14 protein-coding genes, 1 tRNA gene and 1 other RNA gene are annotated in these 16689 nt (G+C 65.9%); 8 read left to right on the top strand and 8 right to left on the bottom strand.

The window, feature by feature from the left end:
- Positions 1-6: 6 nt before the first annotated feature.
- From FS388_RS09735 to FS388_RS09720, 4 genes are read right to left on the bottom strand one after another with little or no spacing between them, the layout of a single operon-like run.
- Positions 7-1002, bottom strand: coding sequence for an XdhC family protein (locus FS388_RS09735; RefSeq protein ID WP_146341239.1), 996 nt, complete (start codon positions 1000-1002; stop codon positions 7-9).
- Positions 1003-1011: 9 nt separating this feature from the next.
- Positions 1012-2502 carry a sodium:solute symporter gene (locus FS388_RS09730; RefSeq protein WP_146341238.1) on the bottom strand — a complete coding sequence of 497 codons (1491 nt, stop codon included), beginning with the start codon at positions 2500-2502 and terminating at the stop codon, positions 1012-1014.
- A gap of 1 nt (position 2503) precedes the next feature.
- Entirely contained in the window at positions 2504-2686 is a 183-nt protein-coding gene (locus FS388_RS09725; protein ID WP_146341237.1) for a hypothetical protein, read from the bottom strand.
- A 59-nt stretch (positions 2687-2745) separates the two neighbouring features.
- Complete coding sequence (locus FS388_RS09720) at positions 2746-4449, bottom strand: carboxyltransferase domain-containing protein (protein ID WP_146341236.1); 1704 nt, start codon at positions 4447-4449, stop codon at positions 2746-2748.
- A 32-nt stretch (positions 4450-4481) separates the two neighbouring features.
- Here FS388_RS09720 and FS388_RS09715 point away from each other — a divergent pair, with 32 nt between their 5' ends.
- The 4 genes from FS388_RS09715 to FS388_RS09700 all read left to right on the top strand — a co-directional run bounded on the left by FS388_RS09715 (position 4482) and on the right by FS388_RS09700 (position 9063).
- Positions 4482-5786, top strand: a complete 1305-nt coding sequence (locus FS388_RS09715) for an MFS transporter (protein ID WP_146341235.1) — start codon at positions 4482-4484, stop codon at positions 5784-5786.
- A gap of 115 nt (positions 5787-5901) precedes the next feature.
- On the top strand, positions 5902-7032 hold the full coding sequence (locus tag FS388_RS09710) for a glycine betaine/L-proline ABC transporter ATP-binding protein (RefSeq protein WP_246836176.1): 1131 nt from the start codon (positions 5902-5904) through the stop codon (positions 7030-7032).
- Positions 7032-8018 (top strand): proline/glycine betaine ABC transporter permease, encoded by a 987-nt coding sequence (locus tag FS388_RS09705; protein ID WP_168198677.1) that lies wholly within the window; start codon positions 7032-7034, stop codon positions 8016-8018. Before FS388_RS09710 ends, FS388_RS09705 begins: the two co-directional genes overlap by 1 nt.
- A 70-nt stretch (positions 8019-8088) precedes the next feature.
- Positions 8089-9063, top strand: coding sequence for a glycine betaine ABC transporter substrate-binding protein (locus FS388_RS09700; protein ID WP_146341233.1), 975 nt, complete (start codon positions 8089-8091; stop codon positions 9061-9063).
- Between the two features lie 82 nt (positions 9064-9145).
- Here the strand turns inward: FS388_RS09700 and FS388_RS09695 are convergent, their stop codons facing one another.
- Positions 9146-9694 carry a hypothetical protein gene (locus FS388_RS09695; RefSeq protein WP_146341232.1) on the bottom strand — a complete coding sequence of 183 codons (549 nt, stop codon included), beginning with the start codon at positions 9692-9694 and terminating at the stop codon, positions 9146-9148.
- A 283-nt stretch (positions 9695-9977) separates the two neighbouring features.
- Between FS388_RS09695 and FS388_RS09690 the strand changes: the two genes are divergently transcribed.
- A complete protein-coding gene (locus tag FS388_RS09690) occupies positions 9978-10568 on the top strand; it encodes a thermonuclease family protein (RefSeq protein WP_146341231.1) in 591 nt (196 codons plus the stop codon).
- Positions 10569-10576: 8 nt separating this feature from the next.
- Here the strand turns inward: FS388_RS09690 and FS388_RS09685 are convergent, their stop codons facing one another.
- Entirely contained in the window at positions 10577-10990 is a 414-nt protein-coding gene (locus tag FS388_RS09685; protein WP_246836175.1) for a hypothetical protein, read from the bottom strand.
- 255 nt (positions 10991-11245) lie between these two features.
- On the opposite strand from FS388_RS09685, the gene FS388_RS09680 reads away from it, so the two are divergent.
- Entirely contained in the window at positions 11246-12361 is a 1116-nt protein-coding gene (locus tag FS388_RS09680; protein WP_146341230.1) for a Fic family protein, read from the top strand.
- 164 nt (positions 12362-12525) lie between these two features.
- Here the strand turns inward: FS388_RS09680 and FS388_RS09675 are convergent.
- Positions 12526-12613 (bottom strand) — tRNA-Ser (locus FS388_RS09675).
- A 174-nt stretch (positions 12614-12787) separates the two neighbouring features.
- The gene (locus tag FS388_RS09670) at positions 12788-13591 is read right to left on the bottom strand and encodes a tyrosine-protein phosphatase (RefSeq protein WP_146341229.1); all 804 of its coding nucleotides are present in this window, start codon (positions 13589-13591) and stop codon (positions 12788-12790) included.
- 60 nt (positions 13592-13651) lie between these two features.
- On the opposite strand from FS388_RS09670, the gene ffs reads away from it, so the two are divergent.
- An RNA gene (gene ffs / locus FS388_RS09665) (signal recognition particle sRNA small type) lies at positions 13652-13748 on the top strand.
- Positions 13749-13830: 82 nt separating this feature from the next.
- Positions 13831-16626, top strand: coding sequence for an ExeM/NucH family extracellular endonuclease (locus FS388_RS09660; RefSeq protein ID WP_146341228.1), 2796 nt, complete (start codon positions 13831-13833; stop codon positions 16624-16626).
- Positions 16627-16689: the final 63 nt, after the last annotated feature.

Raw genomic sequence — 16689 nt, 5'->3', positions numbered from 1 at the left:
CAGGCCCTAGTGCGCAGCCATCGGCTGCAGGATGCTGCGGTGCCGCGGTCTGCGGCGGTCGACAGGCCCCGAGCCGGCCGACAGGGCCTCCCCCAGGTGATCGGAGGCGTCGTTCTTGGCCCCGAGGATCTCAGCGAACATCGAAATGGCGCTTTCGGCGGGCGACTGGGACCCGATGTCGAGGCCCAGCGGTGAGCGGACCCGGCCCCTTGATGCTGCCGGGTGTCCCAGCTCCGCCAGCTCCATGTCCCGCCGGGCAGCCGCGAAGCGAGACCCCATGGCGCCGACGAAGCTGACGCCCGGCGAGCGGAGTGCCTCGCTGAGCACCGGCACGTCAAGGTCCGGGTGGTGGGTCATGACGCACACGGCGGTGAATGGGGAGTCGGCCGCTGAGATGAGGTCTCTGACGACGAAGGGAGGGTGCCCCACGTGCAGCTGTGCGCCGTGCGGGCACCGTTCGGGGATGGCGAATTCGCGCCGGATGTCCACAACGTGGGTCCACCAGCCGGCGCGCACGGCCGCTTCGGCCAGCTGCTGCGAGAAATCGTGAACGCCCGTCAGGATCAGCGTGGGCGCGGCGCTCCGTGCGAAGCGCACTGTGGCTGCCAGCTCGGCAACGTCGATGCTGAGGCTCGCCCGGTGCCGCCGGTCCTGGTGGGTGAGCTGCCGGGCCCGTTCGAGGTCCTGCATTCTGCTGAGCGGCAGGATGAGCACCTCCATGGCTCCTCCGCAGGTCAGATTGACCGAGCCGGCTCGCTCACCGTCGCGGCTGAAGACCTCCACAACGGCTTCGTCACGCTCGATGGCCTGCTGCGCCGAGAGGGCCGCTGCCGTCTCAGCGCAGCCTGCGGAGAGGGCGCCGATGATCTCCAGGTCATCCGAGACGGCCATGGACGTACCGACCGGCACCGGCGAGGAACCTGTGACGGACACCACCGACGCAATGGCCCATCGCTGCGGGTCTGCGAAGCAGCGGACGTATTCGTGCAGGCGATCGAGCATGGCGGCACTCTAGGTCAGCGATGTTTCGGCTCTGTCACCGCTGCGCGTCGACGAGTTCGAGCAGGCGATGAACTCCTCTGCTCGGGCCCTTGGCGCGCGGGTGAGCAGGCTGATCCCGACGTAGAGCACCACGGCGGCGGTGAGGCCCCACACTCCGCTTCCCTGACCGAGGAGAGCGGTCTGCGTGTACTCCAGCACCAGCACCAGAGTCCCTGCTGCGATGACGGAGATGATCACGGCAGGGGCCGTGCCCCTCTTCCAGAAGAAGGCGCCGACGATAGGCGGCACCATGACCAGCAGACCGGCTGAGGCGGAGACCGACAGCACTGCGATGAGGTCAAGCTGCAGCTGGGCGAACCAGAAGGCCAAGCCCGCGATCACCGGCAGCGTCAGCTTGCCCACCAGCAGCTGTCCCCGCTCACCCGCACCCGGACGGGCGGCGCGGTAGACGTCGCGGCTCACCATGGAGGACAGAGTCAGCATGATCGAGTCGATGGTGGAGACGGCCGCTGCCATGATCCCGACCATCACGATCAGCGCCAGCGGCGCGGGCACCACCCCCGAGGCCAGCAGGGCAGGAGTGGCCTGGTCGGCGGACTCCAACTCGTCGAACTCGAGGACTGCGCTGAGCCCCCACACCACCGAGATCAGCGTGTAGACGAGCCCGAAGGCCATGAAGCCGATCATCATCCGTCGCAGCTCGCGAATGGAGCCCGGCGTGTAGAGGCGCTGACTGACCTGAGGGTTCGAGATCATGAAGAACACCCACGGCAGCGTCAGGCCGATGAAGGTGCTGACCGTGAAGAAGCCCGGCCCGGGGACGGTGAGGACCCCTCCCGGCTCCGCTGAGAGCGCGCCGAAGAAGCTGCCCACCCCGCCGAAGTGGGCGACGACGAAGACGACCACCAGGCTGGCGCCTACGACCATCACGATGGACTGAAGGGCGTCGGTCCAGGCCACCGAGCGCAGCCCCGCCACCATGGCGAAGAGGATCGCCAGCGCTGTGGCCAGCACCGTCCCGGCCGTGAAGCTCACCGCCCCGCCCGAGAGCCCGGAGAGCAGGTACCCCACGCCGGCCAGCTGCACCGCGGCGTAGGGGATGAGGAACACGCAGCTGGCAAGAGCCGTGACGGCGCCCACCGTACGGCTCGAGTATCGATGGGCGAGCATCTCGGTGGGCGTGACGAACCCGTACCTGTTCCCCACCCGCCAGAACCGGGGTCCGAAGATGACGATGAGAACGACTCCGCACAGGTAGAGCAGCTCGAAGCCGAGGGCGCCGACGCCGCCGGCGTAGGTCAGTCCCGCCAGCCCGATCATCATGAACGCGCTGTAGGTGGTGGCGGAGTAGCTCATGGCGGAGACGAACCCGCCCATGCGGCGCCCGCCGAGGAAATAGTCGGACATGCTGGAGGACCTGCCGGCCCGAGACACCACGGCGGCGATGAGCGCGACCAGCACGTAGGCGGCCACTGCAGTCCAGATCCAGATGGGGTCCATGTCAGTCCTCCCAGCCGAAGCTCAGCAGGGCGCTGGCGACCAGCACGGCCGCCGCACCGACGGTCCAAAGCAGGAAGCTGCCATACCACGCATTGACGCCGGTGAGCAGGGTGTACGGCAGCAGCACCATGGCAAGCACCGTCACCGCGATCCCGGCGTAGAGCCAGGGTCTGAGAGTCCGCATGCTGATGAAGAGTACTCGCTGGGCGCAGAACGCGTGGTGTGTGACAGTCCGCCGGTCGATCAGAGGGGCTGGAGGGTCTCCGGGTCCACTGCCTGGAAGCTCACCGAGGCCCCCGGCGGGAGCTGGGCAGCGAGCCCCAGGTCCTCCCGCACGACCACCCCGATGACCGGGTATGCGCCCGCGACCGGGTGATCGACCAGAAGCAGGACCGGGTGGCCGTCGGGGGGCACCTGCACCGCGCCACGGACCACAGGTTCGCTGGGCAGCTGCCCACCGGCGGTCACCTCCAGCCTCTCCCCCTCCTCCGGAAGCAGCCGCATGCCGACGCGATCCGCATCTTTGCTGACGGTCCACCGCTGCTGCTGCAGCGTCTCCAGGCCGGGGTTGCGCCGCCGGGGGCGCTCCTGGTCCGCGAAGCAGGCCTCACGCGGCCCCACGGCGAAGCGCAGCACCACCGTCTCGTCGCTGGGCAGCGGCGTGCGCGCCACATCTGCGATGCCCACGAACCGTGATGTCACGCCCTCCAGGCCGAAGGTCTCCCCGGCTCTCACCGGCGGCGGGCCCAGCCCCGAGAGCGTATCCGTCGATCTGCTCCCGAGCGTCGGCGCCGCCTCCAGCCCTCCGGAGACGGCCACGTAGCTGCGCAGCCCCGCGGACGGCTGCGCAATGGTAAGCCGCTCCCCCGCATGCATCCAGAAGGGCGCTCGCTGGGCGGCCTCACGACATTGCCTCTGCTCCTCAAGCGGGGCAGCCCCTGTGCCCGCCACTGCCATGTTCGACCTGTCCTGCGGCACCGGCGAGCTGATCTCCAGCTCCGCCTCAGCGCCCGTGACCGCCAAGACGCAGGTCTGATGCACCTCGAGAGCGAAGCCTCCCCACAGCACCTCGAACGCCGCGGCGCCGTCATCATTGCCGACCAGCTGATTCGCCTGCCGCAGCGCAGCCACATCGGCGGCACCGGAGCGGGCAGCCCCCAGGCCGGCGCAGCCCTTGCGGCCCACATCCTGGATCAGGGTCTGCGCACCCGGCTCGATCACCTCGAGCATCGGGCTGCGCGTCGTCGGCGGCGACGGTGCGCGCTCGGCCACTTCAATCCGCTCAGCGGCTCGAACGTACCGCACCCGGTCACCGGGCCGGATGAGCGCGGGGCCTCCGGGCCCGCCCCGCTCCAGGTTCCACAGATCGGCGTCGCTGGTGCCGATCAGCTGCCAGTCCCCCGGCGTCCTGCGCGGGCACACTGCGGAGAACTCGTCGGCCAGCACCACGCCTCCGGCCGGAATCGCCGAACGGGGCGAGGAGCGCTTGGGGATCGGCTCTCCGCCGGCCAGCAGCTCAGACTTGCGGGGGCGCCTGCGACGCGCCAGCTCCTCGGGGACGCAGTAGGCGAAGCCGGGTGCGGCCCCGCCGAACGCGGCCACCCACACGGTGCTGGTGTGCCAGCTGATGAGTGCCTCAGGCGAGGTCCCCAGGTGCTGGGCGAGCGGTTCGAGGTCCTCACCGTCGTAGTGCACGCGCACGTCGATCTGCGGCGCATGGTCGTGGCGCGGTGTGCGCAGCTTCATGCGCCGGACCTGCTTGGCACCTGCCACAGCCTCCCTGTGGGAGCGGAACGCCAGCAGCACGGTCCGCGCGGCCGCCACCGTCTCGGTCTGGCCGGGCAGCGGCGAAGCCTTCACCTGATCGTGGAAGGCCAGGACCTCGGAGAGTGTGCCGAACTCTGCGATCAGCGCCCGCTGACCTGCAGGCAGAACGGCATCAGGCATGGGGCTGGGCTCCTCGTGGCACAATCAAAGACGTGGTTGATGATACGTCGAAGGGTCAAGGTGCTCCACAGCCGAAGGACCCCGAACCGAAGCCTCGGCTCTTCACGCGGGACTTCCTCTTCGCCACCCTGATCAACCTGCTGATCACCACCACCTTCTTCACCCTGGTGACGGGCATGGCCGTCTACGCGGCAGCAGAGTTCTCCGCAGGGGAGACCGCAGCAGGCTTCGCAGCGAGCGCGTTCGTGGTGGGCGCCCTGGGGGCCCGGGTCTTCGCCGGCAAGTATGTGAACACGCTGGGCCGCAAGCGAGTGATGATCACCTGTCTGGCCGTGTTCACCCTCGCCACTGTCGCCTACCTCGGCGTGGACTCCTACGAGCTTCTGATCACCGTGCGCATCGTTCACGGCATCGCTCTGGGATTCGCGCAGACGGCTCTCACGGCGTCGGTTTTCGACATCATTCCCAAATCTCGTCGGGGCGAGGGCTCGGGCTACTACCTCCTGGCCAATGCGCTCCCACCTGCGCTGGGCCCCCTGCTGTCCCTGCAGCTCTCCGAGCGGTACGGGTTCGACGCGATGTTCTGGGTGGTCAGCGCACTCTCCGCCCTGGCGTTCGCGCTGGCCGTCGTCATGCGCATTCCGGAGATCAGACGACCAGGCACCGGCTGGTGGGCCGCACTGTCGCTACGCCCCTCGGACATCATCGAACCGCGCATCTTCCCCGTGGCCCTGGTGGCCATGCTGCTGGGTCTGACATTCGCCTCCGTGATGACGTTCCTCAACGGGTACGCTCGAGAGCTCGGCATGCTCGATGCCGCCTCGGTCTACTTTCTGCTCTACTCGGGCGGCATGCTGATCACGCGGCTGTTCACCGGACGCATCCAGGACCGGTACGGCGACAATTCGGTGATCTACCCAGCCCTGTGCCTTTTTGTTGCTTCTATGGCCCTGACCGCCTGGGCACCCGGTTCTTGGGCGCTCTACGTGGGAGGAGTGCTGGCCGGCGGCGGCTTCGGCACGATGCTGCCGGCGCTCCAGGCGGTCATTGCAAATGCCCTGCCGACCCACCGAATCAGTATTGGTGTCTCCACATTCTTCATATGCATGGATGTGGGATTCGGCTTTGCCCCGCTCATGCTGGGGCCTGTCGTGGAGGCCATGGGGTATCAGTTCATGTACGCGGCCTGCGCTGCGGTCATTGCGCTGAACCTGGTGCTCTACTGGCTGGTGCACGGCCGGTACCGCGTGCGGCAGGGGGTGCACGGACGCGGCCCGCTGGCCGGGCAGCGGCGCCCCGAGACAGGCATCATGCCCTCCGTAGACCCTCGTCGCTGAGGATCATTGTCAGGGCCAAATCGGGCAGAGGTGCTGACACGTCATATTCATCGCGAGAAATACGTGCTTTGCTATGTTGAAGCGTTGGTTATTGCACCAGAGGGAGTATGAGGTTTTGAGCGAAAGCGACCATGCCGCTGCACCAGCAGTGAGCGTCCAGAACGTATATAAGGCTTTCGGCCGCAGGCCGAAGCAGATAGTCAAGCGCCTGAAGGAGGGCGCCACGCGGCAGGAGCTGACCTCCCAGGGGACCGCGGCCGTGATCGACGCGAGCTTCGACGTGAACCCGGGCGAGATCTTCGTCGTCATGGGCCTCTCCGGCTCGGGCAAGTCCACCCTGATCAGAACGCTCAACGGGCTGCAGCCGCCGACGGACGGGGTGGTGAAGATCATGGGCCAGGACATCACTGCCGCCAATAAGACCGAGCTGCGCCGTCTGCGACGTGAGCACCTGGCCATGGTCTTCCAGCACTTCGCCCTGTTCCCGCACCGCACAGTGCTGGACAACGCGGCCTACGGCCTGGAGATTCAGGGCGTGGACCGGGCTGAGCGACGCCGCCGCGCCGGAGATATCCTGAGCAAGGTAGGCCTCGAGGGGTGGGCCGACCACTATCCGGACGCGCTTTCCGGAGGCATGCAGCAGCGCGTCGGCCTCGCCCGTGCCCTGGCGGCCGACACGGACATCATGCTCATGGACGAGGCATTCTCCGCACTGGATCCGCTGATTCGTCGAGAGATGCAGGGACAGCTGCTGCACCTGCAGGAAGAGCTGGGAAAGACGATCGTATTCATCACGCACGACCTCAATGAGGCCATGTACTTGGGCGACCGCATTGCCGTGATGAAGGACGGCGAGATCGCGCAGATCGGCACCCCAGCAGACATCCTCTCCAAACCCGCAGACGACTATGTGGCGTCCTTCATCGCAGATGTGGACCGCACCAGAGTGCTCACCGCAGAATCTGTCATGGTTCCGCCTGCGGCACTCTCAGAGGAGGAGCAGGTCCGCGCACGCACGACCACCGTCAAAGCCGGAATGACGCTCCAGGAGCTTGTCCCGGTGGCCATCCGCTCAGACGGAGCTGTGGCCGTGGAGGGCGACGGCCGCGACGGCGAACCGGTCCAGATGGGCTACGTGAAGCTGGCCAACCTGCTGGAGGCCATGGCGCCGCCGGAGACAGGCACCCACCCCACGGTTCCTGAACCCGAGACATCGACTGTCAAGCCTGCAGGAGAGGATGCGTGATGGCTGACGAGGCAATCGACTTCCGCATCCCGCTCGGCGACTGGACCGAGACCGCCGAGGACTGGATCCAAGACGTCTTCGACACTCCGCTGGGCCTGCTGGCGGACCTGATGCGGATGCTGTTCGACATCATCACAGACGGGCTGGCATCCGTCCTCCCCGTAGAGGTCCCAGAATGGTCTCCGCTGATTCTGGCGCTGCTCCTTGGGCTCGGGCTCGGCTTCGCCGCGAAGTCATGGCGCCTGGGGCTGGGCACAGCGCTGGTGCTGGGACTCATCCTCGGCGGGCTGCACCTGCCGCCGTGGTACATCGTCGCCGTGGTGTTCGCGGCCATCGCGTGGCTCGCCAAGTCGTGGAAGCTCGCGCTGGGAACCCTGGTCGGCATGACGCTGATCTTCGGCGTCGGCCTGTGGGAGGAGGCGATGGACACCCTGGCCCTGGTGGCCGTGGCAACCCTGGTCTCCATCGTCATCGGTGTGCCGCTGGGCATCGCTGCCGCTTACTCCCGCACGTTCTCTGCTGGACTGCGCCCCGTGCTGGACTTCCTGCAGACCATGCCCCCGATGGTCTACCTCATCCCTGCCATCGCCTTCTTCAGCGTCGGCGTAGTGCCGGGCATGGTGGCCACCATCCTGTTCTCCATGGCTCCCTCAGCACGACTGACGGAGCTGGGGATCAGGGGCGTCAATCACGAGGTGGTGGAGGCCGGCGAAGCGTTCGGCGCGTCCACCTCACGCATCCTGCGCCAGATCCAGCTGCCGCTGGCGGTGCCGACCATCATGGCCGGCATCAACCAGGTCATCATGCTGGGCCTGTCCATGGTGGTCATCGCAGGCATGGTCGGAGCAGGTGCGCTCGGCGGCGAGGTGGTCCGCGCTCTCTCCGGCAACGACCTGGCACTCGGTGTGGAGGCCGGGATCTGCGTCGTCGTCCTGGCCATGTTCCTTGACCGCATCACCGCCCACTCCGGCCGAGCCAAGACGTGATCATTCGGCCCCGCTGACACCTATAGACCTTCCGAACCCGATAAGAGAAAAAGTAGAAAGGATCAAGAAGATGACACTCGCACATTCAAAGTTCATCAAATCCGCCGCAGTGCTCTCCGTGCTTGGGGTGGCCCTCACCGGCTGCGCCGACGACAACGGTGACGCAGACGACGAAGAGGCCGAGGACGCCGACGTCGAGACTGACGAGAACGGCGGCGACGACGCTGAAGCTGGCGACGACGCTGAGGCCGGCGGCGACGGTGAGGAGATCACCCTCTCCATGTTCGCCGGCTGGGAAGAGGGCATCGTCGCCACCCACCTCTGGGAGATCCTCCTGGAGGAGGAGGGCTACGAGGTGAACATTGAGGAGTCTGAGGCAGGTGTGGCCTACGCAGGCCTCGCCAACGCCGACTACGACGTCAACCTCGACGCGTGGCTGCCCATCACCCACGAGTCCTACTGGGAGGAGTACGGCGACGACCTCGAAGACCTCGGCACCTGGAACGACGAGGTCTACCTGACCATCGCCGTCAACGAGGATGCTCCCATCGAGTCCCTCGAGGAGCTCGCCGACAACGCCGACGAGTTCGACAACACCATCTACGGCATCGAGCCGGGCGCTGGCCTGACCGACGCCACGGAGAACGAGGTCATCCCGACCTACGGCCTGGAGGACATGGACTTCATCACCTCCTCCACCTCCGCGATGATCGCCGAGCTGGACAGCCAGATGAGCGCCGGCGAGAACGTCGTCGTCACCCTGTGGCGTCCGCACTGGACCTACGGCGAGTACGAGATCCGCGACCTCGAGGATCCAGAGGGCACTCTGGGCGACGAAGAGGGTCTGCACATCGTGGCCCGTGACGGGTTCTCCGACGACCACCCTGAGGTGACTCAGTGGCTCGAGGACTTCGACATGGACACCGAGATGCTCAACGACCTGCTGGGCCACACCTTCGGCGGCGAGGCAGACGGTGACCCCCGTGACCTTGTCGAAGAGTGGATGGACGAGAACAGCGACTACGTGGACGGTCTGACGAGCTGATCGACAGCCTTCACGTCTGAGCACGACACACTGAGGCCCGGTCCCCTGGGGACCGGGCCTCAGTGCATTCGCAGGGAGCGTCTCAGCCGGTCAGAACGGCCTGCGAATCCTGGTGCGCATCCTCCTCGTCCTGAATGCTGGCGGCGCTGAAGCAGATGGCGCGGACCGTTCCGTCGGGCAGGTCCAAAAGCTGCTCGGCCCGGTGGAACAGGTCCTGCCACATGCGCAGTTCGCTCTCGGACTCCATGCCGAGAAGGGAGATGAAGGGCGCGCGGCCCTCGTCCAGCAGGCGGCGGGCGTTGCGGTGCAGGTGCAGCCCGAAGTCAACGATGCCTGCGGAGGTGGGCGCACCATCAGCCTGAATGCGGGTCTCCAGGCGAGCCAGCCCGCGGGGGGCGATGTACGTGCAGGGTGGCTCCGTGAGGTGCTTCTCGACCACCGCGGACCAGGAGGCGGCGAAGCGCTCGGCCTCTCCCTGAGCCTTGGTGCTGGCGTCCCCATGGGCCCGAAGCTCGGCGACTCGAGCGCCGAACTCGTCGTGCAGCTGCCCGAGGAATGCCAGGAGGCTCTCGGTGAAGACCTCGTCCTGGCGGGGAGCAGGATCAGCGGTGATGGTGATGTGGGTGCTCATGGCTGACTCCTTTGTCAGTTCAGTCGTGCTGCTGCTGGCTGTCCGTGCTGGCTCGTCCTTGAGCTGTCACGTAGGCGATGCGGTCATCGCCTGGTGAAACCAGTCTGCACAGCAGAAAGCGGGTCTGACCCCCGTTGTGCGAGAGAAGATTGGCCGTTCTTCGAAATGGGGAAGAAAGCGCTGTTCGGCTTGCCGACGGTGGGCGAGGTGCGCCCTGCGGATGAGTCTCCGGGCCTGTGGACAGGCCTCGGTGCGACCTCCTGAAGAGGGCTAGCCTGTCGGGATGTCCGCCGAACTCCCCCACCAGACTCGCTGGCGACCGCCGCGAGGCGTCCGCCTCTGGCTCGTCGTGCTGCTGGTGGTGATCGCCGCTGCCGCCTCCCTGAGCTGGCTGCAGAGCCGGGACGATGGAGCGCGAGCAGACGGCGACTACGCCGAGCCCCAGCCGGCGGTGCTGGAACGCGTGATCGACGGGGACACCGTCGTGGTGCTGCTCGACGGGGTGGAGGAGAGTGTGCGCCTGCTCAGCATCGACACGCCTGAGTCTGTTCACCGTGACCGACCGGTCGAGTGCCTGGGCCCGGAGGCCAGCGCGCGGATCGCCCAGCTGATCAGCCCCGGAGATGAGCTGATTCTGGAGTTCGACCACGACGTGCGTGACCACTACGGCCGCCTTCTGGCTGGTGTCTATGCGGAGGGGCTGTTCATCAACGAGCAGATGGCCCTCGACGGCTATGGGGCTCCTGCGTACTACGAGCCCAACGACAGGTTCCTGGCAACGATCGAGCGCGCCTGGGACGAGGCGAAGGCCGCCGGCAACGGAGTGTTTGCCGACGGCCTTCGCTGTGTGCCCGAGATTCCGGACTACCTGTGACCTGATGGTCAGGCGGCTGTGCTGCTCTTCTTCCACCGTCGAGCGGCCAGGAAGCTGCGCACTCCGAGAATCAGGTAGATGACCAGCGCAATGAGCGTGATCAGCGCGGCGATCACAGCTCCCGGCCGTTCGGCCTCGCCTGCGAAGAGCTCGCCGAGGCTCATGAGCGGCATGGCCATCGACAGGGCGCCCAGGAGCGCGATCAGCAGGGCGACGTGGATTCCGGCCATGAGGTTCTTCAGGGCGAGGGCGCCCGACGCCAGCAGCAGCAGGCCCACCACGGAGGGGATCAGGGCGGTGAAGTGCTGGGTGTCGTTCAGCATGGAGAACAGGTAGCCCGCCACACCCACGATGACGAGCAGGCCGCCGGTGATGAAGGTCAGGCGGGGCATGGGACTCTTGGCGTCAGCGGTCGAAGTCATGGACCCAGTCTACTTCTACGAGCTGTAGAACACGAGCCTGCGGGGCCTGTCAGGCAATCGATGGTTGTGGACTGACGGACCGCAAGATCAAGCCGGAACACCTGTGGGCAAGTGGACCCAGATGTGCTCGGGGGAGATCCTCTAGCACACTCGAACCTGTGGATAATCCATGCACATACGTTGACATGAGTTCGTGACGTTTAAAAAATATGGCAGATTCTTTACACATCACTGCTGTCTTGCTAGTTTTTTTGCATGTCGTCATGGAACGCCGCCACTCCCTACAACGAGCTCCCGAAACTACCTCCGGTGGCCAACGTAGAGACCGTGGAGACTCTGAAGCTTGCTATTGAGGCGCGGGCGTCTTTGGCGGCAATGAACGAAGCGGCACGGTCCATGACAAATGCTTCGGTTCTGATCAACGCGATTCCACTCCTCGAGGCTCAAGCAAGCTCGGAGGTGGAGAACATAGTCACGACTACCGACGAGCTGTTCATGCATGCAAATGATGAATCGTCGGCTAGCCCTGCAACCCGCGAGGCCCTGCGATACAGGACGGCCCTCTTTGAAGGCTTCCAGATGGTGGAACGGCGCGGCATCATCACCACCAATACGGCACGGGACATCTGCTCAATCATCAAGCTGCACACAATTGACCTACGGACCGGCGGAGGGACCTACATAGGAGACCCTGCGACGCGGACGCCTATATATACACCGCCGGAAGGTTACGCCGTCATTGACGAGAAACTGAGCGACTGGGAGCTCTTCGTCAATTCGGGTCAGGGGTACGACCCGCTCGTCAGAATGGCTATAGCCCACTATCAGTTTGAGGCGATACACCCTTTCGATGACGGTAATGGTCGTACAGGGCGCGTGCTGAACGTCTTGATGCTCGTAGCAGCTGGCCTGCTGGATTTCCCCGTCCTATATCTGTCGCGGTTCATCATCAAGAACAAGAACGAATACTACCGACGGCTCCTAGGCGTTACGGCCGAGGGCGCCTGGACGGAATGGGTTGGTTACATGCTCGAGGCCGTCCGGGAAACAGCAGACTCGACGCTGAGGAAGATTGAGGCCATCCGCGAGCTTCAGAATGAGATGAAACATGAGATAGGCGACGCCCTGGCCAGTGGCGGTCACGTAGGACTCTTGGATGTCTTGTTCGAGCAGCCCTACTGCCGAATAGTCAATGTGATGGACGCGTGCCATGTCTCTCGCCCGACCGCCACAAGGTGGCTGACGGCACTTCTTGATAAAGGTGTGCTCCAGGATTTCCGGGCCGGCCGTGAACGGATCTTTATCAACACACGCTTCATGGAACTCCTCGTCGAGGATGGCCAAGAAGCTGCTGATGAGACCCTGTTCTAATACTCGCGGAGGACGCGAGGCCCTTTTTGAGAACAGCAAGGTGCCACAAAGACCAGACGCACTGCCTCTGATGCTCCCGGCGGACGTGCCCTTTCGGGATGCGCCTGTTCAAGCACAGAAAGAGGGCCCCTCCGCGTTGACTGCGGAGAGGCCCTCTTCTTCAGCGGTGACGGTGGGATTTGAACCCACGGTACGGGGTTGCCGTACACAACGATTCCAGCGTTGCTCCTTCGGCCGCTCGGACACGTCACCCTGATTCTGCTGGAACTCCTCACCGGATCAATCCGATGAAGAGCGAAATACATCGTATACGAAAGCCCCGCCGGAACGCACATCCCCCGTCAGAGTCAGCACCGCCGGAACGCACATCCCCCGTCAGAGTCAGCACCGCCGGAACGCACATCCCCCGTCAGAGTCAGCACCGCGTCAGCGCACAAGCTTGAGGTGGAGTCGCTCGACCAGCGGGTCTGCCTGCGTGTGACGGCCGAGGAGGCTCATCACTCCGCGCTGACCTCCGAGGTCAGTCAGCATCGCGTCCATGGACTCAGGCGTCGCTCCGAGCAGCGGGTGGTCCGAGGCGAAGAACTCATGCGCCTTCTGCTCCTCCTCGCTGATCTGCGCGCTGCTGGCCCGCGCGCGGATGTAAGCGGCACCCGCAAGTCGGCTGAAGATGGCGGCGAGGTTCTGCTCGGTGTGCGCGTAGTCCTCCACCACGACGTCCCGGTCTGCTCCCAGCAGCGTCAGCACCACCGCGGCCAGGATCCCGGTCCGGTCCTTGCCGGCCGCGCAGTGGAACAGCGTGCCGCCGTCGTTCTCCGCCATCACGCTGAGGCCCTGGACGACCTCCTGCGAGTGATCGCGCACCAACGCGGCGTACCACCGGCCCACATCACCGGGGGACTTCACTCTGGGGGCGGCCTGGATCAGGGCCATCGGGTGCACAGCCGCCTCCGCCAGAGGAAGGTGGTGGGCGCGGATCCCGAACGATTCGGCCGTCGAGTGCGGCGACGCCTGGGATTCCGGGGTGGAGCGCAGGTCAAGCACGGCGGTGACGCCTCGCTCGGCCAGCGAGCGGATCTCCTCCTGGGGTGAGAGCGTCGGGTCGTCGGAGCGCCACAGCCAGCCCTGGCGCACCGAGCCTCCCTCCACCTTGATGCCGCCCAGGTCACGAATATTGACGAGAGGCTGAGCAGGATCGGACACGGGGGCGGCAGTCAGGTTGTCAGGCATCGAGGCTCATACTATCCGCCCCAGGTTCGCCTCAGGCGGGCTCGGGCAGGTAACATTGAGTCCGGCCCCACGCGTGGTGCCATCCTGCCTAACTCCCCCAGGACCGGAAGGTAGCAAGGGTAAGCGGGCTCTGGCAGGTGCGCGTGGGGCCTTTTCGTGCCCAGCGTGCTCGCGTCACACGCAGGACCCTCCCGGGCGGCGTCCCGGAACTTCTCATCCCTCTCGGTACTCTTGAACCCATGCGCTCGCGTCTCTTTTCCGGCCTGACTGCCTCAGCCCTCGCAGTCGCCCTGCTCGGCAGTGCCCCGGCAGCGGCCCAGGAGACAGCGGAGCCCACTGGCACCGGTGAAGCGAGTGCCCCGAGCGCATCCGAGCCGACTGGTGACACGGAGTCAGGTGAGCCCGATCCTGAAGGTGCGGAGACGAGCACTCCGACTCCAACTGGCACTGCCACGGGTGATGCGGAAGGCGAAGAGAACGAGACTTCGTCCCAGGACGAACCTCCCTCTCCCGAGGAGCCCTCGCCCCCCGAGGACGACGAGCCGAACGAGGAAGCCACCGCCGAAGAAGACGATGAGGCGTCCGACGAAGACGAGACGGACGAGAACATTCAGTCCATTGAGGACGTCAACGCACTGATCGACGGGGGCGCTGAGGACGAGGCTGTGACGACCAGCGGCGTCGTCACGGGCGTCTACCCGGATGAGCGCAGCTTCGGAGGCTTCTACATCCAGTCCCCCGAGACTGGCGACGATTCGGACTATTCCGACGCGATCTTCGTCTACGCCCCGACCAGCGTGGACGACGTCCAGCCCGGCGACTACGTCGAGATCACCGGCGACGCCGGCACCTACAACGACCAGCCGCAGATCAGCCTCTTCCCCGGCTCGGATGACGCCCCCCACCACGAGCTCGCCCTGATCGAAGACGAGAATCCCGTGGTGGAGCCCGCCGAAATTGCCTTCCCAGAAACATCGGAAGAGCGGGACGCCATCATGGGCATGCTCATTGAGCCCCAGGGCACCTACACGGTCACCGACCACTACACCCTTCACCAGTACGGCGAGATCGGCATCGTCGCCGGCGAAGACCCCCTCTTCAACCCGACCAGCGTCGTCTCCCCCGGCGCTGAGGCTAACGCCCGGGCCGCCCGCAACAGCGAACGGCTGTTCTACCTCGACGACGGCTCCACGGCCGATCTCCAGAACTCCGACCTGGAGCTGCCCTACATCACCGCCGACAGCCCGGTGCGGGTCGGCGCGCAGGTGAGCTGGGAGCAGCCGGTGATCGTCGACTACGACCACGGCGAATATCGCCTCCAGCCCACCAGCCGGCTCGACGGGCCCGAGGACGAGGCCACGCCGGCGAGCTTCGAGAACACCCGCACCGGCAGTGAGACACCCGCACCGCGGGCCGCCGATCTGCGCATCGCAGGCTTCAACGTGCTGAACTACTTCGTCCACCTCGGCGAGGACGAGCCGGGCTGCGACTTCTACGCCGACCGCGACGGCAGCCCCACCACTGCCGACTGGTGCGAAGTGCGGGGCGCCTGGAGCACCGAATCCTTCGAGCGCCAGCAGTCGAAGATCGTCTCGGCCATCAACGCGATGGACGCCGACATGGTCGCCCTCCAGGAGATGGAGAACTCCGGGCACTTCCACCAACAGGACCGCGACTATGCTCACGCCGAGCTCGTCGACGCACTGAACGCAGACCTCGGCTACGAGGCCTGGGACTACGTGGTCGAACCCGAGAACGTCCCCTCCATCGAAGATGAGGACGTCATCCGCAACGGCTACATCTACAAGCCCGAGGCGCTGGAAGTCATCGACTCCTGGATCCTCTTCGACGAGGGAATCGAAGAGCTCGATGCTGAGCACTTCGAAAGTCTCGACCGGGATCTCGCCGACATCTACTCCAACGCACGCGAACCCTTCGCCGTTCAGTTCCAGCCCACGCAGGGCGGCGAAGCGGACCAGTTCCTCGCCATCGTCAATCACTTCAAGTCCAAAGGTGCCTCAGGGGTCCCCGAGGGCTCCCCCAACGCTGACCAGGGCGACGGCCAGGCACCGTGGAACCTCGACAGGATCCACCAGGCTGAGGGCGTCCAGGCCTTCGCCGACGCCCTCAGCGAGTCCACCGGAGTGGACAACGTGCACCTCATGGGCGACTTCAACTCCTACGAGCAGGAGGACCCGCTGCGCGTCTTCTTCGACCAGGGGTACACCAACGTCTCTGCTGCCACCGGCCAGCACTCCTACATGTTCGACGCTGAGGTGGGCTCCCTGGACCACCTGATCTCCTCGCCCAGCGCAGCGGATACAGTCGCCCGCTCCGAGATCTGGCAGATCAACGCCGTGGAGCCCATCGCCCTGGAGTACAGCCGCTTCAACTCCAGCGCCTCGGACCTGTTCCGGACGGACCCCTGGCGATCCTCCGACCACGACCCCATCGTGGCCGACATCCGCCTCACCGGAGAGCCCCGCGACGACGGGGCGGACCAGGATGAGGACGAGGACCAAGACGACGACGCCGTCTCCCCCGGCCCCACAGACCAAGCTGACGGGGACGCAGGCCCTCAGAGCCCTGCCCCTGACGCATCGGACTCCGGCGACGCTTCAGTGACGCTCAGCCCCGACACCGTCACGGCCGGCGAACAGCTCACCGTGAGCGCAGGGGGGTACGGTCCAGGCGAGGAGCTTCTCATCGCCTTCAACCCCGAACTCGGAGAGGTCCCCGCCGACGAGCAGGGAGCCGCCGAGACCCAGGTGACGATCCCCGAGGAGACTGAGCCCGGCACCTACACCGTCGAGGTGACCGGCCAGGATTCCGGAATCTACGGCTCCGCTGAGCTCACCGTCACCGCACCCGCGCCGACACAGGTCGAGGAGGAGCAGACCGACCAGCAGGTGGTGACGCTCGCTCGGACCGGTGCGACAGTCGGCGGAATCCTCCTCGGAGCCATCATCCTCCTCGGAGCGGGGGCCGCACTGGTGGCCCTGCGCGCCCGAGAGGACCTCGAGCTCTTCGACTGACACCCCGCGCATAGGCGTGGGCGCCCGCTCCCTATGGGGTAGCAGGCGCCCACGCCTTCTGCA

Origin of the sequence: Nesterenkonia sp. NBAIMH1, assembly GCF_007922635.1 — a bacterium.
GTDB lineage: Bacteria > Actinomycetota > Actinomycetes > Actinomycetales > Micrococcaceae > Nesterenkonia > Nesterenkonia pannonica.
This window is presented reverse-complemented; position numbering and strand designations above follow the sequence as displayed.

Bases quoted from the DNA above. Each gene is read 5' to 3' on its own strand.
- FS388_RS09735 (WP_146341239.1), bottom strand. From the start codon at position 1,002: ATGCTCGATCGCCTGCACGAATACGTCCGCTGCTTCGCAGACCCGCAG.
- FS388_RS09730 (WP_146341238.1), bottom strand. From the start codon at position 2,502: ATGGACCCCATCTGGATCTGGACTGCAGTGGCCGCCTACGTGCTGGTC.
- FS388_RS09725 (WP_146341237.1), bottom strand. From the start codon at position 2,686: ATGCGGACTCTCAGACCCTGGCTCTACGCCGGGATCGCGGTGACGGTG.
- FS388_RS09720 (WP_146341236.1), bottom strand. From the start codon at position 4,449: ATGCCTGATGCCGTTCTGCCTGCAGGTCAGCGGGCGCTGATCGCAGAG.
- FS388_RS09705 (WP_168198677.1), top strand. From the start codon at position 7,032: ATGGCTGACGAGGCAATCGACTTCCGCATCCCGCTCGGCGACTGGACC.
- FS388_RS09700 (WP_146341233.1), top strand. From the start codon at position 8,089: ATGACACTCGCACATTCAAAGTTCATCAAATCCGCCGCAGTGCTCTCC.
- FS388_RS09695 (WP_146341232.1), bottom strand. From the start codon at position 9,694: ATGAGCACCCACATCACCATCACCGCTGATCCTGCTCCCCGCCAGGAC.
- FS388_RS09690 (WP_146341231.1), top strand. From the start codon at position 9,978: ATGTCCGCCGAACTCCCCCACCAGACTCGCTGGCGACCGCCGCGAGGC.
- FS388_RS09685 (WP_246836175.1), bottom strand. From the start codon at position 10,990: ATGACTTCGACCGCTGACGCCAAGAGTCCCATGCCCCGCCTGACCTTC.
- FS388_RS09680 (WP_146341230.1), top strand. From the start codon at position 11,246: ATGTCGTCATGGAACGCCGCCACTCCCTACAACGAGCTCCCGAAACTA.
- FS388_RS09670 (WP_146341229.1), bottom strand. From the start codon at position 13,591: ATGCCTGACAACCTGACTGCCGCCCCCGTGTCCGATCCTGCTCAGCCT.
- FS388_RS09660 (WP_146341228.1), top strand. From the start codon at position 13,831: ATGCGCTCGCGTCTCTTTTCCGGCCTGACTGCCTCAGCCCTCGCAGTC.